The organism is Pontivivens nitratireducens, from assembly GCF_011290545.1.
Classification (GTDB): Bacteria; Pseudomonadota; Alphaproteobacteria; order Rhodobacterales; family Rhodobacteraceae; genus Pontivivens; species Pontivivens nitratireducens.
Genome location: NZ_CP049811.1, coordinates 1,715,787 through 1,740,719 on the forward strand (window position 1 = coordinate 1,715,787; position 24,933 = coordinate 1,740,719).

At 61.7% G+C, this 24,933-nt stretch carries 29 protein-coding genes and 1 pseudogene; 12 read left to right on the plus strand and 18 right to left on the minus strand.

Features of this window, described 5'->3' with window-relative positions; all coding sequences use genetic code 11:
* Nucleotides 1–5: 5 nt before the first annotated feature.
* Nucleotides 6–218: a hypothetical protein gene (locus G8E03_RS08450; RefSeq protein WP_166190642.1), complete on the minus strand. Its 213-nt coding sequence runs from the start codon at nucleotides 216–218 to the stop codon at nucleotides 6–8.
* A 132-nt stretch (nucleotides 219–350) separates the two neighbouring features.
* Here G8E03_RS08450 and G8E03_RS08455 point away from each other — a divergent pair, with 132 nt between their 5' ends.
* The gene (locus tag G8E03_RS08455) at nucleotides 351–620 is read left to right on the plus strand and encodes a DUF2312 domain-containing protein (RefSeq protein ID WP_166190644.1); all 270 of its coding nucleotides are present in this window, start codon (nucleotides 351–353) and stop codon (nucleotides 618–620) included.
* A 117-nt stretch (nucleotides 621–737) separates the two neighbouring features.
* On the opposite strand, the gene G8E03_RS08460 is transcribed toward G8E03_RS08455, so the two are convergent.
* From G8E03_RS08460 to G8E03_RS08480, 5 genes are all read right to left on the minus strand, one after another.
* Nucleotides 738–1,847 (minus strand): ABC transporter ATP-binding protein, encoded by a 1,110-nt coding sequence (locus G8E03_RS08460; protein WP_166190646.1) that lies wholly within the window; start codon nucleotides 1,845–1,847, stop codon nucleotides 738–740.
* Nucleotides 1,848–1,851: 4 nt separating this feature from the next.
* Nucleotides 1,852–2,775 (minus strand): carbohydrate ABC transporter permease, encoded by a 924-nt coding sequence (locus tag G8E03_RS08465; RefSeq protein WP_240910311.1) that lies wholly within the window; start codon nucleotides 2,773–2,775, stop codon nucleotides 1,852–1,854.
* The gene (locus G8E03_RS08470; RefSeq protein ID WP_166190648.1) at nucleotides 2,775–3,677 is read right to left on the minus strand and encodes a carbohydrate ABC transporter permease; all 903 of its coding nucleotides are present in this window, start codon (nucleotides 3,675–3,677) and stop codon (nucleotides 2,775–2,777) included. Before G8E03_RS08470 ends, G8E03_RS08465 begins: the two co-directional genes overlap by 1 nt.
* Before the next feature lie 56 nt (nucleotides 3,678–3,733).
* Nucleotides 3,734–4,978, minus strand: coding sequence for an ABC transporter substrate-binding protein (locus tag G8E03_RS08475; protein ID WP_166190650.1), 1,245 nt, complete (start codon nucleotides 4,976–4,978; stop codon nucleotides 3,734–3,736).
* A 226-nt stretch (nucleotides 4,979–5,204) separates the two neighbouring features.
* Nucleotides 5,205–6,167 (minus strand): Gfo/Idh/MocA family protein, encoded by a 963-nt coding sequence (locus G8E03_RS08480; protein WP_240910312.1) that lies wholly within the window; start codon nucleotides 6,165–6,167, stop codon nucleotides 5,205–5,207.
* Between the two features lie 266 nt (nucleotides 6,168–6,433).
* Between G8E03_RS08480 and G8E03_RS08485 the strand changes: the two genes are divergently transcribed.
* Nucleotides 6,434–7,399, plus strand: coding sequence for a diacylglycerol/lipid kinase family protein (locus G8E03_RS08485; RefSeq protein WP_166190654.1), 966 nt, complete (start codon nucleotides 6,434–6,436; stop codon nucleotides 7,397–7,399).
* Nucleotides 7,396–8,217 (plus strand): metallophosphoesterase family protein, encoded by an 822-nt coding sequence (locus G8E03_RS08490; protein WP_166190656.1) that lies wholly within the window; start codon nucleotides 7,396–7,398, stop codon nucleotides 8,215–8,217. The genes G8E03_RS08485 and G8E03_RS08490 overlap by 4 nt, the downstream gene beginning before the upstream one ends.
* Before the next feature lie 97 nt (nucleotides 8,218–8,314).
* On the opposite strand, the gene G8E03_RS08495 is transcribed toward G8E03_RS08490, so the two are convergent.
* The gene (locus tag G8E03_RS08495; RefSeq protein ID WP_097927926.1) at nucleotides 8,315–8,521 is read right to left on the minus strand and encodes a cold-shock protein; all 207 of its coding nucleotides are present in this window, start codon (nucleotides 8,519–8,521) and stop codon (nucleotides 8,315–8,317) included.
* Nucleotides 8,522–8,752: 231 nt separating this feature from the next.
* Entirely contained in the window at nucleotides 8,753–9,721 is a 969-nt protein-coding gene (locus G8E03_RS08500) for a GlxA family transcriptional regulator (RefSeq protein ID WP_166190658.1), read from the minus strand.
* 254 nt (nucleotides 9,722–9,975) lie between these two features.
* On the opposite strand from G8E03_RS08500, the gene G8E03_RS08505 reads away from it, so the two are divergent.
* Both G8E03_RS08505 and serB read left to right on the plus strand, forming a co-directional pair.
* A complete protein-coding gene (locus G8E03_RS08505) occupies nucleotides 9,976–11,343 on the plus strand; it encodes a class II 3-deoxy-7-phosphoheptulonate synthase (protein WP_166190660.1) in 1,368 nt (455 codons plus the stop codon).
* A 56-nt stretch (nucleotides 11,344–11,399) separates the two neighbouring features.
* Nucleotides 11,400–12,251 carry a phosphoserine phosphatase SerB gene (gene serB / locus G8E03_RS08510; protein ID WP_166190662.1) on the plus strand — a complete coding sequence of 284 codons (852 nt, stop codon included), beginning with the start codon at nucleotides 11,400–11,402 and terminating at the stop codon, nucleotides 12,249–12,251.
* 10 nt (nucleotides 12,252–12,261) lie between these two features.
* Here serB and G8E03_RS08515 read toward each other — a convergent pair whose 3' ends face one another.
* Nucleotides 12,262–12,894 carry a PAS domain-containing protein gene (locus G8E03_RS08515; protein ID WP_166190664.1) on the minus strand — a complete coding sequence of 211 codons (633 nt, stop codon included), beginning with the start codon at nucleotides 12,892–12,894 and terminating at the stop codon, nucleotides 12,262–12,264.
* A gap of 218 nt (nucleotides 12,895–13,112) precedes the next feature.
* On the opposite strand from G8E03_RS08515, the pseudogene G8E03_RS08520 reads away from it, so the two are divergent.
* The 3 genes and pseudogenes from G8E03_RS08520 to G8E03_RS08530 form a co-directional block, all read left to right on the plus strand.
* Nucleotides 13,113–13,214, plus strand: a pseudogene (locus tag G8E03_RS08520) (endoribonuclease YicC domain-containing protein); the annotation flags it as partial.
* Nucleotides 13,215–13,242: 28 nt separating this feature from the next.
* Nucleotides 13,243–13,881, plus strand: coding sequence for a guanylate kinase (gmk, locus tag G8E03_RS08525; protein WP_185803066.1), 639 nt, complete (start codon nucleotides 13,243–13,245; stop codon nucleotides 13,879–13,881).
* On the plus strand, nucleotides 13,881–14,405 hold the full coding sequence (locus tag G8E03_RS08530; RefSeq protein ID WP_166190668.1) for a gamma carbonic anhydrase family protein: 525 nt from the start codon (nucleotides 13,881–13,883) through the stop codon (nucleotides 14,403–14,405). The genes gmk and G8E03_RS08530 overlap by 1 nt, the downstream gene beginning before the upstream one ends.
* A gap of 22 nt (nucleotides 14,406–14,427) precedes the next feature.
* Here G8E03_RS08530 and G8E03_RS08535 read toward each other — a convergent pair whose 3' ends face one another.
* Both G8E03_RS08535 and G8E03_RS08540 read right to left on the minus strand, forming a co-directional pair.
* Complete coding sequence (locus G8E03_RS08535; protein WP_166190670.1) at nucleotides 14,428–15,081, minus strand: hypothetical protein; 654 nt, start codon at nucleotides 15,079–15,081, stop codon at nucleotides 14,428–14,430.
* Between the two features lies 1 nt (nucleotide 15,082).
* Nucleotides 15,083–15,361 carry a DUF3572 domain-containing protein gene (locus G8E03_RS08540; RefSeq protein ID WP_166190672.1) on the minus strand — a complete coding sequence of 93 codons (279 nt, stop codon included), beginning with the start codon at nucleotides 15,359–15,361 and terminating at the stop codon, nucleotides 15,083–15,085.
* A 237-nt stretch (nucleotides 15,362–15,598) separates the two neighbouring features.
* On the opposite strand from G8E03_RS08540, the gene G8E03_RS08545 reads away from it, so the two are divergent.
* A complete protein-coding gene (locus G8E03_RS08545; RefSeq protein WP_166190674.1) occupies nucleotides 15,599–16,984 on the plus strand; it encodes a diguanylate cyclase in 1,386 nt (461 codons plus the stop codon).
* Here G8E03_RS08545 and G8E03_RS08550 read toward each other — a convergent pair whose 3' ends face one another.
* The 4 genes from G8E03_RS08550 to G8E03_RS08565 all read right to left on the minus strand — a co-directional run bounded on the left by G8E03_RS08550 (nucleotide 16,985) and on the right by G8E03_RS08565 (nucleotide 19,059).
* Nucleotides 16,985–17,500: a periplasmic heavy metal sensor gene (locus tag G8E03_RS08550; protein ID WP_166190676.1), complete on the minus strand. Its 516-nt coding sequence runs from the start codon at nucleotides 17,498–17,500 to the stop codon at nucleotides 16,985–16,987.
* Nucleotides 17,497–17,916, minus strand: a complete 420-nt coding sequence (locus G8E03_RS08555; RefSeq protein WP_166190678.1) for a hypothetical protein — start codon at nucleotides 17,914–17,916, stop codon at nucleotides 17,497–17,499. The genes G8E03_RS08550 and G8E03_RS08555 overlap by 4 nt, the downstream gene beginning before the upstream one ends.
* Nucleotides 17,913–18,488, minus strand: coding sequence for an RNA polymerase sigma factor (locus tag G8E03_RS08560; protein ID WP_166194029.1), 576 nt, complete (start codon nucleotides 18,486–18,488; stop codon nucleotides 17,913–17,915). The genes G8E03_RS08555 and G8E03_RS08560 overlap by 4 nt, the downstream gene beginning before the upstream one ends.
* Before the next feature lie 76 nt (nucleotides 18,489–18,564).
* The gene (locus G8E03_RS08565; protein ID WP_166190680.1) at nucleotides 18,565–19,059 is read right to left on the minus strand and encodes an EF-hand domain-containing protein; all 495 of its coding nucleotides are present in this window, start codon (nucleotides 19,057–19,059) and stop codon (nucleotides 18,565–18,567) included.
* A 199-nt stretch (nucleotides 19,060–19,258) separates the two neighbouring features.
* On the opposite strand from G8E03_RS08565, the gene G8E03_RS08570 reads away from it, so the two are divergent.
* The 3 genes from G8E03_RS08570 (at nucleotide 19,259) to rpmG (ending at nucleotide 20,655) form a co-directional block, all read left to right on the plus strand.
* A complete protein-coding gene (locus G8E03_RS08570; RefSeq protein WP_166194032.1) occupies nucleotides 19,259–19,666 on the plus strand; it encodes a DUF983 domain-containing protein in 408 nt (135 codons plus the stop codon).
* 47 nt (nucleotides 19,667–19,713) lie between these two features.
* Nucleotides 19,714–20,379 carry an NUDIX hydrolase gene (locus tag G8E03_RS08575; RefSeq protein WP_166190682.1) on the plus strand — a complete coding sequence of 222 codons (666 nt, stop codon included), beginning with the start codon at nucleotides 19,714–19,716 and terminating at the stop codon, nucleotides 20,377–20,379.
* Nucleotides 20,380–20,487: 108 nt separating this feature from the next.
* Entirely contained in the window at nucleotides 20,488–20,655 is a 168-nt protein-coding gene (rpmG, locus tag G8E03_RS08580; protein ID WP_097927910.1) for a 50S ribosomal protein L33, read from the plus strand.
* A 142-nt stretch (nucleotides 20,656–20,797) separates the two neighbouring features.
* On the opposite strand, the gene G8E03_RS08585 is transcribed toward rpmG, so the two are convergent.
* The 3 genes from G8E03_RS08585 to G8E03_RS08595 all read right to left on the minus strand — a co-directional run bounded on the left by G8E03_RS08585 (nucleotide 20,798) and on the right by G8E03_RS08595 (nucleotide 24,888).
* Nucleotides 20,798–21,583: a Bax inhibitor-1/YccA family protein gene (locus G8E03_RS08585; protein ID WP_166190684.1), complete on the minus strand. Its 786-nt coding sequence runs from the start codon at nucleotides 21,581–21,583 to the stop codon at nucleotides 20,798–20,800.
* A 105-nt stretch (nucleotides 21,584–21,688) separates the two neighbouring features.
* The gene (locus G8E03_RS08590) at nucleotides 21,689–24,202 is read right to left on the minus strand and encodes an ABC transporter permease (RefSeq protein ID WP_166190686.1); all 2,514 of its coding nucleotides are present in this window, start codon (nucleotides 24,200–24,202) and stop codon (nucleotides 21,689–21,691) included.
* Nucleotides 24,199–24,888 carry an ABC transporter ATP-binding protein gene (locus G8E03_RS08595; protein WP_166190688.1) on the minus strand — a complete coding sequence of 230 codons (690 nt, stop codon included), beginning with the start codon at nucleotides 24,886–24,888 and terminating at the stop codon, nucleotides 24,199–24,201. Before G8E03_RS08595 ends, G8E03_RS08590 begins: the two co-directional genes overlap by 4 nt.
* Nucleotides 24,889–24,933 lie beyond the last annotated feature (45 nt).

Below are 24,933 nucleotides of genomic sequence, written 5' to 3' on the forward strand. Positions count from 1 at the left end.
CGGAATCAAAGCAGCAGACCGGCCACAACCATGCCCAATCCGATGAATGCGACGCCTACGGCGGCCATGTTCACGGCGACCAGCGCGCGAAGCTTCGCAGCGGATTGTTCGGCGGGGATGCCGCCCTTGCGGATGCGCACGGCCTCGCGGATGCAATATCCCAGACCCGCCAGGCCCAAAGCGGCGGTTACGGCACCGATGATGATCAGGATGGTCATGGGATGTCCCTCGCTATTCGACGTTGCGCCCGGGCGTAAGGCCTTCGCCCGAATGGCGCAAGTGCGCTGGACGAAGGGCCGCCGCGTGCGTATGGTCCGCGCGTTTCCCCTGATAGATTGCGAGGACCGATTATGGACGTGACCGATGACGACAACAGCCCCGCCTCCCAGTACCGGATTACGGTTGGGGAACTGCGCTCATTCGTGGAAAGGATGGAGCGGTTGAACGAAGAAAAGAAGGTCGTCGCGGATCAGCAGAAGGAAATCATGGCCGAGGCGAAGGGACGTGGTTACGACGTAAAGGCGCTGCGCAAGCTGATCGCCCTTCGCGCGAAAGACCCGCAGGAAATCAGCGAGGAAGAAGCTGTTCTGCAACTCTATCGCGAAGCATTGGACATGTGAGCGGGCGATAGGCCCCGACCCACGAACACAATCCGGGCGTCAGATTCGTTTCCGGGGCAATCACAGACCGCAGATCGCCCCGGCCAGTCCTCGACCCCATATTTGTGCCATACCATATCAGGCGATGCGGGCTTCGGTTTTCGGATCGAAGGCGACGGCCTTTTCCATGTTGATCGCGAAGGGGAAGCGGTCGCCCGCCTTGACCTGAACGTCGGCGCGGAACCGTGCGGTGATGTCCTTGCCGCCCATATTGGTCGCGACAAAGGTGTCGGATCCGGCCGGTTCGGTCAGCTCCACCGGCGCCTCGACGATATGGATCGCGCTGGAATTCCGGTCGGCGCCATCACGATCGGTGATGGCCTCCGGGCGGATGCCCAGAACGATCTCCCGGCCCTCATGCGCGGCCATCGTGCCGGATGCGAACGGAAGCCGTGCCTGCGTGCCATCGCTCAGCCGGACCTCGGCGGCGATCGTACCATCATGGTTGGTCACTCGCGCCGGGAACAGGTTCATGGAGGGCGACCCCATGAAACCGGCCACGAACATGTTGGCAGGATTGTCGTAAACTTCCTTCGGCGTGCCGAGCTGCTGAACATAGCCGCCATACATCACCGCGATGCGGGTCGAGAGGGTCAGCGCCTCGATCTGATCGTGCGTGACGTAGACGATGGTGGTGCCCAGCTTCTGATGCAGCTTCTTGATCTCGGTCCGCATGTCCACGCGCAGTTTCGCGTCCAGGTTCGACAGCGGTTCGTCGAACAGGAACACGTCCGGGTCGCGGGTCAGGGCACGGCCCATTGCCACACGCTGCCGCTGACCGCCAGAAAGCTGGCCGGGCTTGCGGTCGAGCAGGGGCTGGATTTGCAGCAGTTCCGCCACCTCGCCAATCTTGCGCTCACGCTCGGGCTTGGCGATGCCGTGCATCTCCATGCCGAAGCTGATGTTGCCGCGCACGGTCATGTTGGGGTAGAGAGCGTAGCTCTGAAACACCATCGCGATGTTGCGCTCTGCCGGTTTGACGCCGATCATGCTGCGCCCCTTGATCGCGATATCGCCCGAGGTGACGTCCTCCAGCCCCGCGATCATGTTGAGCAGCGTGGATTTGCCACAGCCGGACGGCCCGACCAGAACCAGAAACTCACCCTCCTCGACCGAAATGTCGGTCTCGTACAGAACCTTGACCGCGCCGTAGGATTTGGTCGCGTTTTTGATGTCGAGAAAACCCATTGGATCAGCCTTTCACGGAGCCGGCCATCAGACCGCGGACGAAATAGCGACCCGCGACGATGTAGACGAGAAGAGTGGGCAGCGCGGCCATGATCGCGCCTGCAAAGTGAACGTTGTATTCCTTCACCCCGGTCGAGGATTGCACGAGGTTATTCAGCGCGACGGTCATCGGCTGGCTGTCGAAATCCGAGAATGAAGCCCCGAACAGGAAGTCGTTCCAGATATTCGTGAACAGCCAGATGATGCAGACCACCGAGATGGGACCTGAGGATGGCAACAGAATCCGACGGAAGATCGTGAAGAAGCCCGCCCCGTCGATCTGCGCCGCACGTACCAGTTCTGTGGGGAAGGCGGCGTAATAGTTACGGAAATACAGAGTCGAGAACCCTATCCCGTAGACCAGATGCACGAAGATCAGGCCCGAAACCGATCCAGCCAACCCCATCAGCCCCAGCATCCGCGCCATCGGGATCAGCACCATCTGGAACGGAATGAAGCATCCGAACAGCAGCAGGCCGAAGATGAGCGTCGATCCGCGAAAGCTCCACTTGGTCAGGACATACCCGTTCAGCGCGCCCAGGATCGTGGTGATCGCCACCGCAGGCACCACCATCATCAGCGAGTTGAGGAAATAGGGCCGCAGGCCCGTCGCCTCCACCCCGACCTGTGCCGTGGACCAGGCCCTACCCCATGGCTCGATCGTCCAGTCCGAAGGCAGTGACATCATTCCGCCCGATGTAATCTCGGACAGGGGTTTCAGCGAGTTCACCACCATCACGTAAAGCGGCAGCAGGTAATAGATGCAGAACAGCGCCAGAATGATGTAGAGCACGACGCGCGGCAGATGGGTGCGCAGGGCGGATCGTCCCGGCGGGGCAGGGGTGCCGACGGCAGGTGTGATTACCTCGGATGTCGGAGCGGTGGCCATCACTTTTTCTCCCGCAGTTCGGACCAGAGATATGGCACGATGATCGCCGCTATGGTCATCAGCATGATGACGGCAGAGGACGCACCGATGCCCATCTGATTCCGTGTGAAGGTGTACGAATACATGAACGTCGCGGGCACTTCGGTCGCCGTGCCGGGGCCGCCATTGGTCAGCGCGATGACCAGATCGTAGGACTTGATTGCCATGTGCGCCAATACGACGAAGGCCGACATGAAGGCGGGGCGCAGTTGCGGGATCACGATTCGGCGGTACAGCGCGAAGGTTGACGCGCCGTCGATCTGGGCGGCCTTGAGCATCTCACCGTCGATGCCGCGCAGGCCCGCCAGAAACATCGCCATGACAAATCCCGAGGTCTGCCAGACGGCGGCGATGACGATGGTATAGATCGCCATGTCGCTGTCCTTGATCCAGTCGAAGCGGAAGCTCTCCCACCCCCATCCCTGTACCACGGCCTCCAGCCCGATGCCGGGATCGAGGAACCATTTCCAGGCGATGCCGGTCACGATGAAGGACAGCGCCATGGGGTAGAGGTAGACGGTACGTATGAACCCCTCCGCCCGGATTTTCTGATCCAGCAGGATCGCCAGAAGCAGCCCCAGCAGACAACAGATCGAAATGTACAACACGCCGAAGATCGCGAGGTTCGTGACGGCCGTGTCCCAGGCGCGTATCCGAAACAGGTTCGTGTAGTTCTGCCAGCCGACCCAGCCAAAGGACGGCAGGATGCGACTGTCGGTGAACGACAGGTAAACCGTGAACGCGATGAAGCCGTAGACGAAGATCGCGACCAGAACGATCGACGGGCTGAGAACGAGTTTGGGCAAGGCATCGCGCAGCCAATCGACGGATCTGGACCTGCGCGACGTATCGGCATGTGACATATCGTGGCTCCTTGATAGTCGCCGAGGGGCGGCGCACCGCCCCCCCGTATCGCGGATCACATGTTGATCTGAACCGCGGTGACGAGCTCTTCGACTGCTGTCTCGCTGTCGTACTCACCGTTGAAATGCGCCGTGATCACGTCGTACATCGCGTTCTTGACGGATGCCGGGTTGCCGTAGCCATGCGCGAAGGAGCCGAGCAGGTTGTCGCTCTCTCCCGCTGCGATGTACTCGTCATAGCCCTGCTGACCGCAGGCATCCAATTCGGACGCATCCAGATCGGTCCGCGCGGGAACCGAACCCTTCACCTTGTTGAAGGCGATCTGGAACTCGGGGCTGAGGATCGCCTCGGCCAGGGCGGATTGCGCGGTGGAGACCTCATCACCCTGATTGAACAGCGCGAACTGGTCGGAGTTGTACATCACCTGATCCTGCGTTCCGGGGAAGCGGAAGCAGAGGAAATCCTCACCCGGCACCTGACCGGCATTGAGGAACTCACCCTTCGCCCAGTCACCCATCAGCTGAAAGACAGCCTCGTCGTTGATGAGCATCGCGGTGGCAAGGTTCCAGTCACGGCCCGAGAAGTTGTCGTCCACGAAACCGCGCAGCGTGCCCATGCGATCGAAGACCTCCTTCATGGTGTCCGACCCCAGAGCTTCCTCATCCAGTTCAATGAACGCGGAGCGATAGAAATCGGGACCACCGGTTGCCATCGCGACAGCCTCGAAGATCGTCGCGTCCTGCCACGCCTGACCACCATGGGCCAGCGCGGTATAGCCCGCGTCCTTCGCGGTCTGAAGTGCGGCGAGGAATTCGTCCCAGGTGGTCGGTTGCGCGATGCCCAGCTCATCCAGGATGGACTTGTCCGCCCAGACCCAGTTCGTGGAGTGCACGTTCACCGGAACCGCGACCCACTCCCCCTCATAGACCGAGAATTGCTGAAGCGCGGCGGGAATCACATCGTTCCAGCCCTGCTCCTCCGCGATGCTGTTGAGGTTGGCCAGCGCGCCTTCCTTGGCCCAATCCGTGATGTCGAAGCCGAGCATCTGGACAGCGGTCGGTGCGTTGCCCGAAGTGACGCGCGCGCGCAGCACGGTCATCGCCTGGGTTCCGCCGCCGCCCGCGACGGGCATGTCCTGCCAGCCGATGTCATCTTCGGCCAGCCCTTCCTTGAGCACGTTGAGCGCGGCCGCTTCGCCGCCGGCGGTCCACCAGTGCAGAACCTCGACATCCTCGGCCTGCGCGGTTCCCGCGATCGCCAGAGCCGCGACCGCTGTGAAAGTCTTTGTTAAACGACGCATGGTTTCCTCCCGTTTGCGTTATTTGTGGCCAAAGTCAGCGTGGCCCCGCCTTCACCCAAGGTGCCCGTGTGCGACCGATGCGCATCACCAGCGATTTCACCTCGAGGAATTCCTCGGATCCGATACGACCGATTTCACGGCCTTGCCCGGAATGCCTATCGCCACCAAACGCGATTCCCGCGAAGCCGTCCATGCATTTGAGGCGGAATTGGGAGGATTTTGCCGCCTATTGCGGCACGCCTGAATAATCGACGGTCCGGGTCCGGCCCGTTTGCGCAGCCTCACGCACTGCCAGCGCCAGCGCCAGCGATTTAATGCCGTCAATACCATCGGCCGACGGCGCGCCGCGTCCCAGCGTGGCCTCGGTGAACCTGTGCAGGGCGCGGTGGTACATATTGTGCGTGTCGAACGGGATCTCATGTTCACCCCGCATATCAATCAAGGTGACCGACCCGCCGGGCTCTTGCCGCATGATATTCTGCGCGTAGATCGAGCCATCGGTTCCGTGAATCTCGATGCCGGTGCGGGCGAAACTGTGGGTGAAGCTCTCATGGCTTTGCACCATCGTCCCCGATGCCATGGTCCATACGGACATGACGCTGTCCTCGACGCCTTCTCCCAGACCGGATGTCGTGGATTTCGCGATCACATCCACCGGGTCCTCACCCAGCAGGAACCTGACCGTATCGACATTGTGCACGGTAATGTCCGGAATGACGCCACCGCCGGCAGAGGCATCGTTTATCCGCCAGCCACGAAGCTGTTCCGGCAGGCTGACGGCATGATAGACGCGAACGCTCAACACCTTGCCGATGCGGCCCGTCGCGATCAGGTCGCGCATGGTTATATGGGCGCCGCCATTGCGCAGATGGTGGTTGGTGCCGAAAACAACGCGCCGCTTCGCGGCCTGCGTGACCATCTCGACAGCATCGGTGGTGGAGGTCGCCAGGGGTTTTTCGCACAGGACATGTTTGCCTGCGGCGATTGCCTTCATTGCCTGCGGGTGGTGTTTCTCGTTCGTGGTCGAGATGTAGACGGCATCGCAATCGGATTGCGCAAGCAAGGTGTCGAGATCGGCGAAATGATGGGGAATCCCGTGCGTGGCGGCGTAGGATTCCGCCCTTTGCGGGTCCGCGCTCAGCACGGACACGATCTGCGCGTCCGGCTGGCCTCTGATCGCATCAATCATGTGGTTCGAAGCGATTCTGCTCGCTCCGATCAAAGCCCATCGCATACCAGCCCTCACTTTTTGGGAACGCTGCTCAGATGCTAGTGAAGCGGTCGAAGTGGGGCAAGTTTTCGATTGTGTCACCACATGGCATGCAAATGCGGTCACAATGGAACTTCGCTCATCGTGTGGTTGTTTATCCATCATGCGAAGGCGTAACCTCTTCGTTCAATATGGAGTCATCATGCAGATCGTTCTACGCATATTCGCCGAAACGGGCGCAACCGATGCATGATTCCGGCACGACTCCGAAGGGAACTGAAGCGACGCCGCTAACGGGGCGCAGGAACATCTGCATCGTGATGAATTCCGGGTCGGGCAAGAAGGACACCTCGCAGATACCCGACCGGATCGCGGCGGCATTTGGCCGGGCGGATGTGTCGTACCGGCTCGACATCGTGAAGTCGGGCGCGGACATTACCGATACGGCGCAGCGGGCCGTTGATGAGGGGTTCTCGACGATTGTGGCCGCCGGTGGGGACGGCACGATTTGTGCTGTCGCGTCGGTGGTGCGAAATTCCGGGCGCACAATGGGGATCATACCGCTCGGCACATTCAATTACTTCGCACGATCGCTCGACATTCCGGTGGAGGTCGAGGACGCGGTTGATGTTATCGTCGCAGGCAGCGAGAGGCACGTTCCGATCGCGACCATCAATGACCGGGTCTTTCTCAACAATTCCAGTCTCGGGGCCTACCCGGAGATTCTCAAGAACCGCGAGGAGATCTATGCGCGCTGGGGGCGCAGCCGTGTTGCGGCCTATTGGTCGGTCTTCAAGACGCTGGTCATGCTGCGCCGTCCCTTGAAATTGCAGATCGTTACGCAGGGCGAAACGCGGGATGTGACCACTCCGCTGGTTTTTGCCGTTAACAACGCGTTCCAACTGGAACAGATCGGACTGGCCGGGCGTGAGGAGGTCGCGCAGGGCAAGCTGGTCCTGTTCATCGCGCCGAATTCGGGGCGATTGGGAATGCTGCGCCATGCTCTGGCATTGATCGCGGGCAATGCCACAGAGGATCGGAATTTCGAAATCATGGCCGCCGATCATATTCGGATCGAAACGCGGCGCGGCGCACGCATGGTCGCCTGCGACGGGGAGCGGACGCGGATGAAAATCCCGTTCGAGTTGCAGGTGCACCCGCGCGAATTGTGCGTCACCGTGCCGAATGCGCGCAAGGAGGGGGTACGGTGAGAAGGCTGGTCCACCTCTCGGATCTGCATTTCGGACGTGATCGTCCTGAATTGCTGGACCCTCTGATCGAGGCGATTAATGACCTCTCGCCCGACCTGGTGGCGATCTCAGGCGATCTGACCCAACGCGCACGCCCCGCGCAGTTCCGGGAGGCAAAGGATTTCATCGCGCGCCTGACGCCGCCGGTGATGGTTGTTCCGGGCAATCACGATGTGCCCCTTCACAATCTGTTCATGCGGCTGTTCATGCCGTGGCGCAATTACCGGAAGTTGATTTCGAAGGAACTTGAACCCTTCGTCGAGGATGAGGAAATGATCGTCGTCGGGGTCAATACGGTCGATCCGTTGAGCTGGCAGCGTGGTTGGTTCTCCCGCCGTGCCATTGCGCGGGTCTGCGGGGCCTTTCAGGAAACACGGGGGAGGCGTGCGCGTCTGGTCGTCGCACACCACCCGATGGAGCATTTGCCCGGTCAGAAGAAGAAGTTGATGCGCGGGGCCGAACGCGCCATCGACGAGCTGTCCGACTGCAATGCCGACATCATCCTGTCAGGTCATCTGCACACCTGGCGTGCCACCACCTTTGCGGAGCGGACGGGACGGAACGCGATTCTTCAGATACATGCGGGAACAGGTCTTTCGACGCGGGTGCGTGGGGAGCCGAACGATTTCAACCTCATCGGTATCGACGGCAACAAAGTCAGCGTGCACCGATACGCGGTCGAGGGCGAGGACACGACCTTCGCACCGACGGAAATGCGTGAGTTTGTTCTGCATCCCGGTGGCTGGACCGCGCAGCAGGGCTATGAAACATCCGCCTGAACGCGACTTATGCAAAATACGGCAAGGCAGAATGCAAAACGGCGGCCAGTTTCCTGACCGCCGTTCGTAATTTCAAATGTCGAAAAGCTGCGAGAGCTTACTCGACGGACAGCGAGCCTGCGCTCTGCTTGCCATCACGGCCGGTTTCCAGCTCGTAGGAGATCTTCTGGTTCTCGTCGAGGCCGGACAGGCCTGCACGCTCAACAGCGGAGATGTGAACGAATACGTCCTTGCCGCCGTCAGAAGGTTGAATGAAGCCGAAGCCTTTGGTGGAGTTGAACCATTTCACGGTGCCGTTAGCCATCCGAGTATTCCTCATAGTGTGGCCCGCACGACATGTGCGGGCAATAACGCAATGCAATCCCAAATCGAAGTACTGCGGCTGCTATGAGTCGAAGAATTCGGAGTAGATAACCTTACACCCAACCACCTAGGGCCGACGCATATGGAAAGCAAGCCTTATCGTGTGAACAATCCGTGTCACAGGCAATGTCATAGGGGGGCGCATGATTACGTGCTGCATGAAATTCGTCCCTCAAACCACAGCTTGCGTCCCGCGTTCACGGTAGGGGGTCGTCGAAAAGTGTGCCCGATAGCATTTCGAGAAATGCGACGGTGACGTGAATCCGCAGGCAAGTGCCACATTGATGACCGTCATATCCGTCTGCATCAGCAGGTTCTTGGCCTTTTGCAGCCGCAATTCCATGTAATACCGCTTGGGGGAGCGGTTGAGGTAGCGGCGAAACAGTCTTTCCAGCTGGCGTGTGCTCATTCCGACATCCGCAGCCAGCAGGGAGGGGCTGACGGGTTCCTCGATATTTTCCTCCATCATGCGGATGACATTGGCAAGCTTGGGGTGACGCACGCCGATCCGGGTGGGGATCGACAGGCGCTGCTCATCGCGGTCGCTGCGGATGGTGGTATAGATCATCTGATCCGCGACCCGGTTCGCCAGTTCCGGCCCGTGACGATCCGAAATCAGCTTAAGCATCAGATCAGCGGAGGCCGATCCCCCCGCAGAGGTATAACGGTTGCCATCTATGGTGTAGATCGTGTGGCTCAGATCTATATCCGGAAAATCCTCTAGAAAGCTGTCGCGGTTGTCCCAGTGGATCGTGCAACGCTTCCCCTCCAGCAGACCGGCGCGCGCCATGATATAGGTGGCATTGCACAGGCCGCCGATGGCAATCCCGCGTCGCGCCTCGCGCCGTATGTATTGCAGCAGGTTCCTGGTCGTGGCGTTCTTGACATGTGTGCCGGAGCAGATCAGCAACACCTCGTCCCGCCCGATCTCCTCGAATCCCATATCGACCAGCGTGCGTTGCCCGTTCGAACATTCGGCAAACTCACCGCCATCGGCGCTCAACCGCCAGCGATAAAGCTCCTGTCCTGTCGCCCAATTGGCCAGGCGCAGCGGTTCGACCGCGCAGGCATAGGACATCAGCGAATAATTCTCGGTCAGCAGAAAGACGAATGTCTGCGTCTTGCTCTCGAAGGGTGCCATTCGCCTGTCTCCACTGGAACGTCGCCCCAGTTCGTCGCAATCAAGGGGAGGCGTCAAGCGTCTGAAAGCGACCTGCGGGCGTCGCAACTGTTGGCATCGCGGCTCAGCTTCATAGCATGCACCGCGCGAAGTCTAGGATTTGAGCCGATCCGGCGGGCAAATCCGGCCTCGGCGCATCTATCCGGGTGGTCAGCGCCCGAAATCCCATGCTACACAGACTCTCCAAAACCTATATCGTTACAGGAGTGACGCAAATGTCCCCGACCTGGACCAAAGCCGGATGGCGTGCGAAGCCGCGCATCCAGATGCCTGACTACCTCGATGCGGAGGCGCTGTCCTCCGTCGAGAGCCGCCTTGCATCCTATCCGCCGCTGGTCTTCGCGGGGGAAGCGCGCGCCCTGCGCAAGCAACTCGCCCAGGTCTCCGAAGGTCGCGCATTCCTGTTGCAGGGGGGCGATTGCGCGGAAAGTTTCGGTGAATTCTCCGCCGACAACATTCGCGACACTTACCGTGTGCTGCTCCAGATGGCGATGGTCCTGACCTATGGAGCGAAGCTGCCCGTGGTGAAGGTCAGCCGCATGGCGGGTCAGTTCGCCAAGCCGCGTTCGGCAGGGACGGAGGTAAAGGACGGGGTGGAGCTGCCCAGCTATCGTGGTGACATCATCAACGATATCGACTTCACCCCCGAGGCGCGGATTCCCAACCCGGACCGCATGTTGCAGGCCTATACCCAATCCGCGGCGACGCTGAACCTGCTGCGCGCGTTCTCGCAGGGCGGGTTCGCGGATATGCACCGGGTGCACGAATGGACGCTGGGGTTCGCGGATGCGGCCGCGACCACGTCATACCGCGATCTTGCCAACCGGATTTCCGAAAGCCTCGCCTTCATGGAGGCTGCGGGCATCAACTCCGGCAACACGGACACCCTGGGCCGTGTCGATTTCTACACATCGCATGAGGCGCTGTTGCTGGAATACGAGGAGGCGCTGGCCCGCGTCGATTCCACCACGGGGCAGGTCGTTGCCGGGTCCGGCCATATGATCTGGATCGGCGACCGGACACGGCAGCCTGACGGCGCGCATGTCGAATTCTGCCGTGGTGTCATCAACCCGATCGGCCTGAAATGCGGGCCGTCGCTGCAACCTGATGAGCTGATCGACCTGATCGACCGCTTGAATCCCGGCAACGAGGCAGGCCGTCTGACCCTGATCGCACGGTTCGGCGCGGGCAAGGTCGGCGATCATCTGCCCGCACTGATTCGCGCGGTGGAGCGTGAGGGTCGCAAGGTCGTCTGGTCCTGCGATCCGATGCACGGCAACACGGTCAAATCCGATTCCGGGTACAAGACACGCCCGTTCGAGAGCGTTCTTGCCGAGGTTCAGCAGTTCTTCGAAATCCACAAGGCCGAGGGCACCTATGCTGGTGGCGTGCATTTCGAGATGACCGGTCAGGATGTGACCGAATGCACCGGTGGCGTGCGCGCTGTGACGGATCAGAACCTGTCTGACCGCTATCACACGGCATGTGACCCGCGTTTGAACGCCAGCCAGGCACTGGAACTGGCGTTCCTCGTGGCGGAGGAACTGGACAAGGCACCGCTGGCGCATCGCGCCGCCGTCTGATCCCCTGATCCCGACGTCCAGCCCCCACGGGGCTGGACCGTACGGGCGGAGAATACATGCAAAATTTTGCCATACTGACCGCCGCGGCCGGAGTGTCCGACGCGCAGGTTTCTCAGGTCCTGTCCGAACTGGTGCAACCGGGCGATCCGGTACGCCTTGCCGCATCGGCGGTTGAGATCGCCTGCGCTTCGCTGGGCAGCGCCGTTGCGCCGCAGGGATGCGACCTCAACCTCGTCCCCGCGCAGGGCCGCCGAAAGAAAATGCTGATCGCGGACATGGACAGCACGATGATTCCGGTGGAATGCATCGACGAACTTGCCGATTTCGCAGGCGTGAAGGATCGCGTCGCGGATATCACCGAACGGGCGATGCGCGGCGAGCTGGATTTCGAGGCGGCCCTGAGGGAGCGTGTCGGGCTGGTCGCGGGCTTGCCGCGCAGCGCACTCGATGAATGCTATACGCAGCGCATATCTCTCAATCCCGGTGCGCGGACCCTGGTGCGGACGATGGCGCATCTGGGGGCGCAGACGGCGCTGGTTTCGGGCGGATTCACCTACTTTACCGCGCGCGTGGCGCAGGCGGCGGGCTTTGCCGTCAATCGGGCCAACACGCTGCTGTTCGACGAAGATCGGCTGACTGGCAAGGTTTCCGACCCGATTTTGGGCCGGCAGGCAAAGCTCGATTCCCTGTGCGAACTGGCTCAGGCGGGTGGCTTCGATGCGGGCGACGTTATCGCGGTCGGGGACGGTGCGAACGATCTGGCGATGGTCGAGGCGGCAGGGCTGGGTGTGGCGTACAAGGCCAAGCAGGCGCTGCGAATCGGGGCGGATGCTGTGCTAGATCATTCGGACCTGACCGCGCTTCTCGCGCTACAGGGCATTCCGCAGGAGGAGTGGGTTCAGGACTGATCCCGCCCCCTCAATCGTTGGAACTGACAACGCGCAGATGTGAACGGGTCAAGGGCTGGCGGGGCGCGCGGGCACTGCCGGACACACTGCGAAGATGCGGGCCGGTGAAGGCGGCCTGCGCCTCCGCGAAACCGGCGGGCGTGGCCGATTTGGGCTTCTGACGCAGCGTGTGGATGAGCACGGTATCAATGGTGATCGCGATGTCCGTCTCATAGCGGGGGGCGTCGATGAGCAGGCATCCCAGTACACGCGTGATCGCACCCAGATCATCGAAAAGCGGGCGCAACATCATGCTGCCCTGATACTGCGCCGCCTCACCGGACAGTCCGGTCAGGTCCATGTCGATACAGGCGGGATGGCGAACAACTTCGCTGAACAGATCGTCCGCGCGCATCTGATCCGGGATCGCGAACATCGCGCGGGCAGGCATTCCGCGCGCCTCCATCCCCATCATGTCACACAAGCGCGACCCGGCAAGCCGGATGCGCAGCGGTCCATCCTCGACGCTTTCAAGAATGAACATATGCTCCAACGCTGCACCGAACCGGTTGGGATTCAGGTCGGACCGGCGGGGTGCCAGCCTGTTGCCGCGCACCTCCTCCCAATATTCCGACAGATCGCCGAGTATGTCCTGCCTGTTCATCTTACTCACCCTTGCCACGCCATTCGCCCATGGTTACGCGGACGTTAATAGAATGATAGCATTTGAGTAGCATTTTAAATGATCTTTCCGCCTAAAAGGTTAACGACGGCTGAACGGCAGCGCGAGATGCCGTTCATGACACGGTTCACAGGGATAGACGGAATGATCTGGGCTTGGGCGGCGGGCTGCCCAAATGCCAGGTGCGCGATCTGCCAGTCACGCTGACCGCGAAATTCGACGATGCGGCGTTAACCGGTGTCGAAATCGATATGAAAGTGGTAATCGACCAGATGCGTGAACAAGTCCAGAATGTCGAGTGAGGCCGCTATGACCCCCGAACGCCCCGAGATCAGCCGCCGTGGAATGCTGGTTATCCTGTCCTCGCCTTCGGGTGCGGGAAAATCCACGCTGTCGCGGCGCCTGCTGGCAGATGATCCGCAGATCTCATTCTCCGTTTCCGCGACCACTCGTCCGCCGCGCGCGGGGGAGGTCGAGGGACGTGAATATTTCTTTCGTGAACGTCCCGAGTTCGAACGCATGGTCGCCGAGGGGGAGATGCTGGAACATGCGGAGGTTTTCGGAAACCTCTACGGCACACCCATCGGGCCGGTTCGCAGATCCTGTGCACAGGGTTCGGACGTACTGTTCGACGTCGATTGGCAGGGGGGGCAACAGATCCGCAACTCTGAAATGGGACGTGATGCGATTTCTATCTTCATCCTTCCCCCCTCCATCGAGGAATTGGAGCGTCGTCTGCATGCGCGCGCTCAGGATGCAACGGACGTGATCGAGCGCCGGATGCGCGAAGCTAGGCGTGAGATGAGCCATTGGGCTGAATATCGGTACATCCTGATCAACGACGATCTGGAAATCTGTTACTCTGAACTGCGTGCGATCCTGACGGCGGAACGGCTGCGTCGCGACCGCAGACCTGATATTGCACGTCGTGCCCGCATCATGTCGGGCGAAATAAAGGAGATTGCATGATGCCGCTTTATACCCTTGGCGAATTGACGCCGGACTGCGACGCGGATGTCTGGATCGCTCCCGGTGCGCACGTGATCGGGGCTGTCCACCTCTCGTCCGGGGTGGGAATCTGGTTCAACTGTACCTTGCGCGGTGACAACGAATTGCTCAGCATCGGGGCGAACTCCAATGTGCAGGAAAACTGTGTCTTTCATACCGACCCCGGCTGTCCGCTGACCATTGGCGCGGGCTGCACCATCGGGCACAAGGCGATGCTGCATGGCTGCACCATCGGCGACAACTCCCTCATCGGGATGGGCGCGACCGTCCTGAACGGAGCCACGATCGGGCGCAATTGCCTGATCGGAGCGGGCGCCTTGATTACCGAGGGAAAGGTGATCCCCGACAACTCGCTGGTGATGGGTGCGCCGGGCAAGGTCGTGCGGCAGATTGACGATGCGGGCGTCAGAATGCTCGAATCCTCGGCGCGGCGTTATGTCGAAAACATGCAGCGGTTCCGGGACGGATTGCGCGTCGTTTCCTGAGGGGCGCGACCGGGGCCACGGGTCAGCCCAGAACCCGCTTGATCCACCGCTGACCGTCGCCCCAGTCCAGCGCCAGGGTTTCTGCCGCATCCGTCCGGGGTAGGGCAGGCGCGGCGTAATCGCAGCCGATCAGCTGCATGCGGCGCACCTGCGGTGCCTCCTTCGCGGCACTTTCGATCTGTGCCGCGCTGTCGTCGATGAACAGGACCGGGCCATCGACCCGCGCGGCCAGTTCGGCCAATGCGAAGCCCTTGCCGCCGGTGTTGGTGACGACCGGGTAGGGAATGCCATGCCCGCCCAGATTCGCGATGCGCCCGTCGCGCGCGGCATGGGGCAGGTTGGTCAGTACGACGATCTGCGCGCTGAGACTTGCCTCCTTCAGACTGGATGCGGCCCAATCTATGGCGATCTGGTTGTGAACCTCCGCCTGAAAGAAGGCGTCAATCAGGCCCAGGCCGGTCGCCATGTCGGCAATCGAGCCGTCTTCGATATGGGTCAGCGCCTGATCCAGCCTGCCCGCCCCAGGGTTCAGCCGCCAGGATTTTTCGGCACTGAAATCGCGAAAGTGCCGCATGAAGTAAACGAGAACCTCATCCGCATCGACTGCGATCAGGGGCGAATCGGGCACCAGATCCAGCATTTCGATCTGTGCGCGGGTAATGTCGGTCAGTGCCATATCAAGTCCAGTTCGGCAAATCGCCACCGGGAAGCAGCAATCGCGCCCGTTGCGGTGCGTCGTAGGGGGTGTTCGTGCGGTCGCAGAATTCGATCAGGGCCTGTTCATCCTGCAACAGAAAATCGATGAGAAAGCCCAGGAACTGCGGATCATTCGCCCGATGGCGAAGATCGCCTACCTCCGCGCCGGTCATGCCCAGAAACGACATGAGTCTTTCATCATCACCTGCCAGCCAGCCCAGAACTTGCGCCGCCAGGGCCTCCGCTGATGTTTTGTTCATACTTTTCCCCTAGGCGATACCCACGTCATACAGGTCACTGTCATGCTTGCCCATCACTTTTCTGAAACCGCTTTTGGAGGACATTCCCACGACATAATTGGCAGTTTTATGAGAATTTCACATGTTTCGTAAGGTTTGGTTGAGTTGTTCAGCTAGCTTACATGCCGCTCATAACGTATGGTTTGGCCGTTTGTGGGCGCTATCAGGTGGTGGTGTGTTTGGGGTCGTGGGGGGCTAATGTCAGGACGCATCCTTCTGGTAGATGACATAGCAGCCAATCGCGTGATGATCCGCACAAAACTTGCGTCGGCATATTACGATGTTCTTGTCGCCGAAACGGCCGAGGACGTGCATCGCCTTGTTCGCGCAGAGCAGCCATCGGTTGTTCTGATAAACGTGACCATGCCGACTTTGGATGCGTTCGGGCTATGCCGCGATCTGAAATCCAGCTGGGATACGGCATTGACCCCGATCGTGATGATGACCTCCGTCGATGATGCCGAGGACAGATTGCGCGCTCTTGAGGTTGGCGCGGACGATTTTCTGGTTAAGCCGATTCACGATCTGGCTCTGTTCGCACGGGTTCGCAATCTGATGCGAATGAAGTTTGTTACGGACGAACTGCAGTTAAGGGCAGAAACGACACGCGAACTGGGACTCGATTCCGCTCCGGCCGGCATCGACGACATCGTTCTGACGCCGGCACATTCCGTGTTGATTGCGGCCCCGGATCATTTGAACGGTGCGGCCTGGGCCAAGGCGATACGGGGCAAACTGGCGGTACAGGTCGATTTCGTCACAAGTGAGAAGGGCATGGCCAATCGTATTGCCGCCGATGTGCCCGATGCGTTCGTCGTGCATCAGACCCTGGCGGATTCCGGGGACGGGCTGCGCCTGATCTCGACGATTGCGCGACGGCAGCCGACACGTCATTCCGCCTTGCTGTTCCTGGTGTCTGACAATGATATGTCCACGGCGGCGAAGGCCTTGGATCTGGGCGCTTGGGATTACGTGATGCCGCCGCATGACCTTACAGAACTGGCGGTCAGGCTGCGATCCCAGCTGCGACGCAAGCTCTACTCGGACATGCTGCGCACCAATTTGCGTGACGGGTTGAGGTTGGCCGCAATCGACCCTTTGACCGGATTGTACAATCGCCGGTATGCCGATCATCACTTGGTCAACATGCTGACGCAGGCCCGGTCGGAGGGCAGCGATTTGGCTCTTCTCACTCTCGATCTTGACCGTTTCAAATCCGTGAACGACAGCTATGGCCACGATGCGGGGGATGAGGTTCTGCGTCAGGTCGCGCGCCGCCTGCAGGAAACTGTCAGGGGCGTGGATGTCGTCGTGCGGCTGGGGGGGGAGGAATTTTGCGTGGCTCTACCCGGTACGAGCCGCAAGGGGGCCTTGCAAGTGGCCGAGCGTATTCGCCGCGCCATCGCGGATCAGAAATTCGAGATCGGAACGCGTGATCCTATCGTTTGCACAGGCAGTTTCGGCGTGGCCGTCTCGATCGCGGGTGCGGATAACGTGCAGCAACTTCTGACCGCTGCGGACCGTGCATTGTACAAGGCGAAGGCCGGCGGGCGCGACAGGATCGCGACAGCCTGGGACGACTGATCACTCGCGGGGGGGCCTGTCAGCCGGTCGGTTCTCACTCGAAGGGCTATCGCCGGGGCGGGGGCTGCGCGCCCCGGACTGGCGCATCCTCTCCAGAAAGGCGATGCGATTGTCCTGCGGCATCGCTTCGAGTGTATCGAGCAGGACATCCACCGCCGCCAGTCTGAGGCGTTCACCGTCATCGGCGCGGCTGGCGAAGATCGCTTCGATCGCCTGGCGGTCCATGGGTTGCGCGCGGATCGCGGATGCGAACCGCTGCTGGCTGCGCAACCGCTCGACACGGGCGCCCCGCTCGCTCGGCATCGCCTCGCGCAGAGCATCGCGCACCCGATCACGGTCCGTGTTCGGCAAGGCGGAAATCGCGGCCCGCAAATCCGGTGTCACACGCAATCTGACAGGATGCCCCTCATCGCGCAGCATCGCACCAGCGAGCGTTCCCGCTACGATGAGGTTGATGCCGAGCGATATGACGAGTGCGATGGTAATCCCCCGACGCTTGCGTCCTTCTGCGGTCATGCCCCGTCCTCCGTGCTGAGATAGTATACGTCTTCATCGAACACGCCGCTGTCCAACGTGACGACGCCTTGCCCCTGGATCAATTCCAGACCGGCCAGCAGGGGCAGATCGCCCAGCCCGGCATAGCCGATCAGAACCCCTCCCAGCGCGCATGTCGTCAGAGAGGCCACGCCGGGCATTCCCCCGGGCACCAGGTCAGCAATGCCCCGGCGAAGCCTGTGCCACATAGACGCGCGAGGCGGTGGCGCGAGGGTCGTGACCACAGTCAGATCCGCGGCATCGCCCAGAATGCGCGCCATCAGGTCAGCATCGGGGACAGGTCTGGCCGCGCGTGCCGCCATGAACAGATCATCGAGCACGGGTTCCATCGATTGGGGGTTCATCCGGGTCGGGTCCACAGGGGGGTGGTCGGTCATGTCACAGGCTCCAGATCTTCGCGATGTCGTGCCAGCAGGGTCGTCAGAGTTCGGCGGCCGCGTGACAGCAGGCTTTCCACGGCATCGACGCTGGTTCCCAATATGGTCGCGATATCGGGATTCGAAAGCTCCTCGATATGCCGCAATGTGATGGCGAGGCGCTGCCTCTCCGGCAATTGCCCGATGGCGTTATGCAACAGTCGGACGCGGTCGTCCGCTTCCATTTGCTGAGGGGCCGTCAGGGCCGTGTCCGCAGGTTCGTTCACCTCGTCCAAAGGATCGGTGCCGCCGCGACGGGCGCGCAGCCGGTCTATGCACAGGTTCGAGACGACGCGATACAGCCAAGTGCTGAGCTTCGCGCGATCCGCCTGCCAATCGGGGGCAATCCTGAACATTCTGATCATCGCCTCCTGCGTGATATCCTGTGCTTCGGCCGGGTCGCCCAGCATCCTCGTCGCGACAGACAGGGCGCGGGGGGCGTGGCGTGCGGCCAGCAGACGCGCCGCCGACTGATCGCCCTGCGAGAAGCGTGCCAGCAGGGCCGCGTCAGTATCGTGCGCATCTTCGGGCATGGGCGTTTGGGGCACTTTCAGGTTAGCTCCGGCCCGCAGCGTTCCAGCCGCGGACCGGAAAGTCCAGCCGAAGGGCTCAATCGTGCGAGCGACGGCCATGTTCACGGTTGCCATCACGATCATCGCCGCCACGGTCGCGCATGTGTTCACGGGCTGCTTCGATCTCCTCCTGACTGATGGCGCCGTTGCCGTCAGCATCCATACGCTCGAACATATCGCCGCCACGGGGCTGGGGTTGCAGTTCTTCCTGCGTCAGAACGCCGTCGCCGTCAGCGTCGGATCGTTCGATCATGCGCTCGGCGCGTTGGGTGTCGCGGGCTTGGCGCCGGGCCTCGGCTGCGGCGATCAACTCGGCCTGATCCACGATGCCGTTCCCATCCGTGTCGATGTCGGCGAACCGGGCCGCGCGGTGGGCGTCAACCTCGGCGCGGGTCACTTCCCCGTCGCCGTTCGTGTCGATCGCGGCGAAGTCGAATCCCCGGCTCTGGCCCTGCGCGGACACAGACGTCGCGCCTGCGAAAAGAGCGAGAACCAGCGTTACGCCGAGTGCGGTCTTGGAGGTGGAGGTCATATTGCCGTCCTTCGTTGGTATCAGTTTCTCCGAACGTGGCCTCGTGCCGTCGTTCTGCATCTGATACGGGTGCGCGCCATCTGTTCCGTCGCAAAAAACTGCGAAAACTTCGAAAACCGGCCACGGGGGGAGCGACATCCCGACGCGGGGGCGTTCTGACCACGTGCAAAGCCCTCAGGCATGGAGTATCGAGATGCCTATGAAAGATATCCAGCATATACCGGCCACATCTCAGGACGAACGCGATCTGAAACCTGCCCTGCGGCGCGGGTGGAAGGGACGGTGCCCCAATTGCGGATCCGGGCCGATCTTCGACGGCTATCTGAAGGTCCGTCACGATTGTCCCGTATGCAATCAGGCGCTGTATCATCAGCGCGCTGATGACGGGCCTGCCTGGGCGACCATGTTGATCGCCGGCCACCTGATGGCACCTATGATGATCATATTGTTCGAGTCGTTTCGCCTCAATCCTCTCGCGATGATTGCCGTGATCGTGATTCCGTTCGTGTTGCTCTGCCTGTGGCTGCTGCCGCGAATAAAGGGGGCGTTTATCGCCTTTCAATGGGCCAAGCGGATGCACGGATTCGGCGGCTCCAGCGAATATTAGGCTCACGATCTCTGGACGCATCGCCCCGGCTGATCCATAGTCCGCGCATGACCGATATACCTATCCGCGACGCGGCGACGATCATCCTTATTCGACATACGACCGATGGACCGATGGTCCTGATGGGGCAGCGCGGATCCGCGGCTGTGTTCATGCCGAACAAGTTCGTGTTCCCGGGGGGCGCGCTCGACCCGTCCGACCGGGCCGATCTCAGCCATGCGACCGAGCTTCCCGATACTGTTCGGGAGCGGTTGAACAAGCACTCCGATCCGGAGCTGGCGGTTCCGCTGGCCCGCGCCGCCATCCGCGAACTGTTCGAGGAAACCGGACAGGCGCTGGGGCAGCCCGGCGCACATGCAGGCGACATACCCGCCGATTGGCAGGCGTTCTACGATCTCGGGCTTGCGCCGCATCTGGCCGGTCTGGAATTCGTGTTTCGCGCGATCACGCCGATGGGACAGCCCCGTCGGTTCGACGCGCGGTTTTTCATCGCGGACGCAGCGGACCTGGCCAGTGATCCTGATGATTTCTCATCCGCATGTGACGAGCTTTCGCATCTGCACTGGGTGTCACTGCCCCAGGCGCGCAAGCTGGAATTGCCATTCATTACCGAGGTCGTGCTGGCCGAAATCGATTCCCGGCTGGAAAACGGCCCCCGCCCTGTGCCGTTCTTTTCGCACAAAGGGGACCGCTCGCACTTCCGAGTGCTCTGAACCGCTTGACACCACAAGGGGAGGGTGTAGGAAACGGGTTCAAGATTTGGGTGGCTCCTGCCGCTCACCAACTGTATGGGGCCGGGCCCCGTTTTTAGGAGATGGATCATGGCGAAGCCAACGACGATCAAGATCCGCCTGAACTCCACTGCGGGAACGGGCCACTTTTACGTCACGAAGAAGAACAGCCGGACGATGACGGAAAAAATGTCCGTCAACAAGTACGACCCGGTGGTGCGCAAGCATGTCGAGTACAAGGAAGGCAAGATCAAGTGATCTTCCGCTTCTGAGCGTTTTGCAAAGGGTCGCACCACGGTGCGGCCCTTTTGCGTTTCGCGCCTATCGTCTGATCTGTTCGGCCCCAAGAAAAAGGGCCGGAGGTTTCCCCCCGGCCCCTGATTCAGTTCTGGATGCGATGTTATTCGCGGTTGCCGAACAGCGACAGCAACATCATGAACATGTTGATGAAGTTGAGGTACAGGCTCAGCGCGCCGAGGATGGCGGATTTGCCGAGCATCTCACCCGCGCCGGGATGCGTCGCATAGGTCACATACTCGTTCTTCAACCGCTGCGTGTCATACGCGGTCAGACCCGCGAAGACCAACACACCAATCGCAGAGATGCCGAACGCCAGCGCGGAGGAGGCGAGGAAGATGTTCACGATCGAGGCGATGATCAAACCGATCACACCCATGATCAGGAACGATCCCCAACCGCTGATATCGCTCTTCGTGGTATAGCCATACAGCGACAGACCGGCGAAGGACGCGGCGGTGATGAAGAAGACCTGCACGATGCTCTCACCGGTGAAGACCAGGAAGATCGAGCTGATCGACGCGCCCATCACGGCGGCAAACGCGTAGAAGACCAGTTGCAGCGTCGGTGCGGACATCCGGTTCACCCCGGCGGAAATGCCGAAGACGAAGGCCAGCGGCGCGAACATCAGCACCCATTTCAGCGGGGAGGCGTATAGCGCATAACCCAGATCCGTCAGATACGTTCCCTCACGCAAGGCGGCGGTCGCGTTGGTCGAGTCGGAGGTCACGGCGAGTGCCGCCAGCGCCCACGCGACCAGACCGGTCACGACCAGTCCTACGGACATCGTGCCGTAGATCTTGTTCATATGCGCGCGCAGGCCCGCGTCGATTTCCGCCGGGCGCGCACCGGCCGCGGTTTGCTGCCGGAGGTAATCGGATTGTGCCATTGCTGACTCCTGTAATTGGGTGGGGCGAAATGTTCTCGCACCATTCTATGATAATATCGGCAACTCACGTTGTGGTTTCAAGACAAACCGGCCAATAGCTGTCGATCAATCGCGTGACCGCAGCACACGGGCGGGCCGCGCGGCCAAAGGTGCCCATGCAAAGGCCAGTCCGGCCAGCAGGCTGGCCACCGCGCCACCGCTCACGATGGTCAATGCGGATATGGCCTGAAAGCTGTAATCGGCCTCCATCACGAAGGTCATGACCGCCCAACCTGCCAGAGCGCCCCCCAGAATGGCGACCAATCCGGCCATCGCGCCCAGAATGGCACTGCGCAGGGCAAAACTGGCCAAAATGCGGCCCCGGGTGGCGCCTACGGTCTTCAGCACGGCTGCTTCGAACACGCGCCGCCGCGTTCCCGCCGCCGCTGCCCCGATCAGAACGACGAAACCGGTCACAAGGGTCGCCGCCGCGCCATAGGACGTGGCCGCCGCTAGCCCGCCCAATGCCTCACTGACACGCGTGATCGCATCGCGAACCCCGATCGCCGTCACATTCGGAAAGGCGCGCGAAAGGGTGCGTAGCAGCGGCCCCTCCGCTGCTTCCTCGGCGTAGAGGGTGGCGATATGCGTGTGCGGCGCACCGGCGAGCGCGGCCTCGTTCAGGATCATCACAAAATTGATGCCCATGTCCCCGAACTCCACAACGCGGAAGTTTGCGATTTCGACCTCGATATCGCGGCCAAGGACATTCACGGTCAGCTTGTCGCCCAACGACAGGCCCAGCTCGGCCCCTTCCTCGGCGGCGAAACTCACGAGAGGGGGGCCGCTATAGTCGTCGGGCCACCAAGTGCCTTGGGTCAGTTCGGCCGAGTCAGGCTGACTGGCCGCGTATGTCACACCCCGGTCGCCGCGCAGAATCCAGTGATCCCCCGCCACGTCACGCGCGGTCTGGCCGTTGATCCGGGTCACGATACCGCGCAGCATCGGGGCGGTGTCAATGCGACCGACGCCATCCTGCGCGTGCGCGATTTCCAGAAAGTCGGGCAACTGATCGTTCTGAATGTCGAGGAAGAAGTAGGCCGGCGCCACCTCGGGCAAGTCCTGCGAGATTGCCTTGCGGGTGTTCATCTCGATCTGTCCGACAGTGGCCAGCACGGTCAGCCCCAGCCCCAGCGACAGGATCACGGAAGCGGTCTCACCCCCAGGTCCGCCGACCGCCCCCAGTGCCAGTCGCAACGCGGGGCGTCCCCGCACCACGCGGGATCGCGCCAAGCGCCGCGCGCTGATCCGCACCAATCCCGCCATGATCGCAAGGATCGCCAGAGCCGCCAGAATGCCGCCTGCCGCCCCCAGTGACAGCGTCCACGCGCCTGAGAACAGGATCGCGAGCGCAATCAGCACCGCAGACAAAGCCGCGATCACGAGGAGGAATGGCCAGCGTGGCAGGCTCATGCCGCCGCCCGCGATGTCGCGGAACAGTCCTGCGGCGCGAATGTCCTGCGCACGCGCCAGCGGCCAGATCACGAAGATCGCCGCCGTCAGCAGGCCATAAATCGCCGCCTCGACCAAGGGGCCGGGATACAGCGTGAAGACGGCGGGAACAGGCAATTGCGCCTCGATGACCGGGCCCAGAGCCAGCGGCAGCAGTGCGCCCAGCAGCAGGCCCAGCCCCACGCCGATCAGACTCAGGATGCCGACCTGAATGAAATATACGGTAAAGATGACCCGCCCAGTTGCGCCCAGGGTCTTTAACGTCGCGATGGTGTCCAGCTTTCCTTCGAGATAGGAGCGCACCGCCGCACTGACGCCCAGACCCCCGACCGCCAGGCCGGACAGCCCGACCAGCACCAGAAACGCGCCCAGTCGATCCACGAACCGTGCGATGCCCGGCGCGCCGTTGCGACTGTCCTGCCACCGCAGGCCGGACTCCGCGAAACGGGTTTCCGCCGCATTCTCCAACGCCTCCAGATCCGTGCCCGCAGGCAGCCGCAAACGATATTGCGTGTCGTACAGCGTTCCGGCAGTGATCAGCCCGGACCCCTGCAATCCTTCGAGTGTGACAAGGGTGCGCGGGCCGAGGCCGAAGCCTGCCCCGGCGCTGTCCGGCTCCTGCTGCAGCAGGGCGCGCAACTCGAACTGTTGGGTGCCCAGCGTGAAGGTATCGCCCACCCTCAGCCCCAACCGCGCGGCGAGGACCGGTTGCATCACACCCCCCGGCAGGGCGCGACGCTCCAACGCCGAGGCGATATCCATCGGCGGGTCCAGCACCACCTCACCATAAAGAGGATAGAGTTCATCGACCCCGCGGACCTGCGTCAGTCCACGTTCATTTCCCGCCACAGCCATTGAGCGGAAATCCACAGTTTCGCTGACCTCCTCCGCGACGGATTCGAGCCATGATCGTTCCTCCTCCGTGGCGAAGCGATAGGTGAACTCCGCCTGCGCATCGCCACCCAGAATTGCCGCGCCTTCGCGTGCCAGACCGGCCTCGATCCCCGCGCGGACGGAACCGACGGCAGCAATCGCGGCAACACCCAGGGCCAAACAGATGAGAAAGATGTAGAACCCGCGCAGGCCGCCCCGCAGCTCCCGACGCGCAATGCGCCAGGCGGCGCTCATTCCGCAGCCTCGGACAGGGTGTCCAGCCGGCCGTCGCGCAGCCTGATCTGCCGATCGCAGCGCGCGGCCAGTTCGGGGGCGTGGGTTACCAGAACCAGCGTCGCACCATGCCTGTCGCGCAGGCCGAACAGCATGTCCATGATCGCCTCACCGGTCGGACCGTCCAGATTTCCCGTCGGTTCATCCGCCAGCAGGATCGCGGGTCGCGGCGCGGCGGCGCGGGCCAGTGCGACGCGTTGCTGCTCACCACCCGAGAGCTGCGAGGGATAGTGATCCAGCCTGTGGGACAGGCCTACGGCGGTCAGTTCCGCCTCCGCCCGATCGAACGCATCGGCGGCCCCGGCCAATTCCAGCGGGGTCGCGACGTTTTCCAATGCCGTCATCGTTGGGATAAGGTGGAAGGACTGGAACACGACCCCCATATGTTTTAGGCGGAACCGGGCGAGGGCGTCCTCCCCCAGTTCCGTCAAATCGTGGCCGAGGGCCATTACCGTGCCGCCGGTGGCGCGTTCCAGCCCGCCCATGATCATGAGGAGAGAAGATTTGCCAGAACCGCTCGGACCCGTCAGACCCACTGTCTCACTCGCCCGGATATCCAGATCGATCCCGTGCAGGATCTCGACCCGCCCGGCGTTGGCGTCCAGCGCCAGTTTCGCGTCGCGGAGGGAAAGAACGGGGTCGATCATGCGGCGGCTCCTGTCGGGTCTCAACCTGAGTGGTTGCCTTCGATA

What these genes read in the sequence shown, in the direction of transcription:
- G8E03_RS08450 (WP_166190642.1), bottom strand. Translation starts at nt 218, where the DNA reads ATGACCATCCTGATCATCATCGGTGCCGTAACCGCCGCTTTGGGCCTG.
- G8E03_RS08455 (WP_166190644.1), top strand. Translation starts at nt 351, where the DNA reads ATGGACGTGACCGATGACGACAACAGCCCCGCCTCCCAGTACCGGATT.
- G8E03_RS08460 (WP_166190646.1), bottom strand. Translation starts at nt 1,847, where the DNA reads ATGGGTTTTCTCGACATCAAAAACGCGACCAAATCCTACGGCGCGGTC.
- G8E03_RS08465 (WP_240910311.1), bottom strand. Translation starts at nt 2,775, where the DNA reads ATGGCCACCGCTCCGACATCCGAGGTAATCACACCTGCCGTCGGCACC.
- G8E03_RS08470 (WP_166190648.1), bottom strand. Translation starts at nt 3,677, where the DNA reads ATGTCACATGCCGATACGTCGCGCAGGTCCAGATCCGTCGATTGGCTG.
- G8E03_RS08475 (WP_166190650.1), bottom strand. Translation starts at nt 4,978, where the DNA reads ATGCGTCGTTTAACAAAGACTTTCACAGCGGTCGCGGCTCTGGCGATC.
- G8E03_RS08480 (WP_240910312.1), bottom strand. Translation starts at nt 6,167, where the DNA reads ATGATTGATGCGATCAGAGGCCAGCCGGACGCGCAGATCGTGTCCGTG.
- G8E03_RS08485 (WP_166190654.1), top strand. Translation starts at nt 6,434, where the DNA reads ATGCATGATTCCGGCACGACTCCGAAGGGAACTGAAGCGACGCCGCTA.
- G8E03_RS08495 (WP_097927926.1), bottom strand. Translation starts at nt 8,521, where the DNA reads ATGGCTAACGGCACCGTGAAATGGTTCAACTCCACCAAAGGCTTCGGC.
- G8E03_RS08500 (WP_166190658.1), bottom strand. Translation starts at nt 9,721, where the DNA reads ATGGCACCCTTCGAGAGCAAGACGCAGACATTCGTCTTTCTGCTGACC.
- G8E03_RS08505 (WP_166190660.1), top strand. Translation starts at nt 9,976, where the DNA reads ATGTCCCCGACCTGGACCAAAGCCGGATGGCGTGCGAAGCCGCGCATC.
- serB (WP_166190662.1), top strand. Translation starts at nt 11,400, where the DNA reads ATGCAAAATTTTGCCATACTGACCGCCGCGGCCGGAGTGTCCGACGCG.
- G8E03_RS08515 (WP_166190664.1), bottom strand. Translation starts at nt 12,894, where the DNA reads ATGAACAGGCAGGACATACTCGGCGATCTGTCGGAATATTGGGAGGAG.
- G8E03_RS08530 (WP_166190668.1), top strand. Translation starts at nt 13,881, where the DNA reads ATGCCGCTTTATACCCTTGGCGAATTGACGCCGGACTGCGACGCGGAT.
- G8E03_RS08535 (WP_166190670.1), bottom strand. Translation starts at nt 15,081, where the DNA reads ATGGCACTGACCGACATTACCCGCGCACAGATCGAAATGCTGGATCTG.
- G8E03_RS08540 (WP_166190672.1), bottom strand. Translation starts at nt 15,361, where the DNA reads ATGAACAAAACATCAGCGGAGGCCCTGGCGGCGCAAGTTCTGGGCTGG.
- G8E03_RS08545 (WP_166190674.1), top strand. Translation starts at nt 15,599, where the DNA reads ATGTCAGGACGCATCCTTCTGGTAGATGACATAGCAGCCAATCGCGTG.
- G8E03_RS08550 (WP_166190676.1), bottom strand. Translation starts at nt 17,500, where the DNA reads ATGACCGCAGAAGGACGCAAGCGTCGGGGGATTACCATCGCACTCGTC.
- G8E03_RS08555 (WP_166190678.1), bottom strand. Translation starts at nt 17,916, where the DNA reads ATGACCGACCACCCCCCTGTGGACCCGACCCGGATGAACCCCCAATCG.
- G8E03_RS08560 (WP_166194029.1), bottom strand. Translation starts at nt 18,488, where the DNA reads ATGCCCGAAGATGCGCACGATACTGACGCGGCCCTGCTGGCACGCTTC.
- G8E03_RS08565 (WP_166190680.1), bottom strand. Translation starts at nt 19,059, where the DNA reads ATGACCTCCACCTCCAAGACCGCACTCGGCGTAACGCTGGTTCTCGCT.
- G8E03_RS08570 (WP_166194032.1), top strand. Translation starts at nt 19,259, where the DNA reads ATGAAAGATATCCAGCATATACCGGCCACATCTCAGGACGAACGCGAT.
- G8E03_RS08575 (WP_166190682.1), top strand. Translation starts at nt 19,714, where the DNA reads ATGACCGATATACCTATCCGCGACGCGGCGACGATCATCCTTATTCGA.
- rpmG (WP_097927910.1), top strand. Translation starts at nt 20,488, where the DNA reads ATGGCGAAGCCAACGACGATCAAGATCCGCCTGAACTCCACTGCGGGA.
- G8E03_RS08585 (WP_166190684.1), bottom strand. Translation starts at nt 21,583, where the DNA reads ATGGCACAATCCGATTACCTCCGGCAGCAAACCGCGGCCGGTGCGCGC.
- G8E03_RS08590 (WP_166190686.1), bottom strand. Translation starts at nt 24,202, where the DNA reads ATGAGCGCCGCCTGGCGCATTGCGCGTCGGGAGCTGCGGGGCGGCCTG.
- G8E03_RS08595 (WP_166190688.1), bottom strand. Translation starts at nt 24,888, where the DNA reads ATGATCGACCCCGTTCTTTCCCTCCGCGACGCGAAACTGGCGCTGGAC.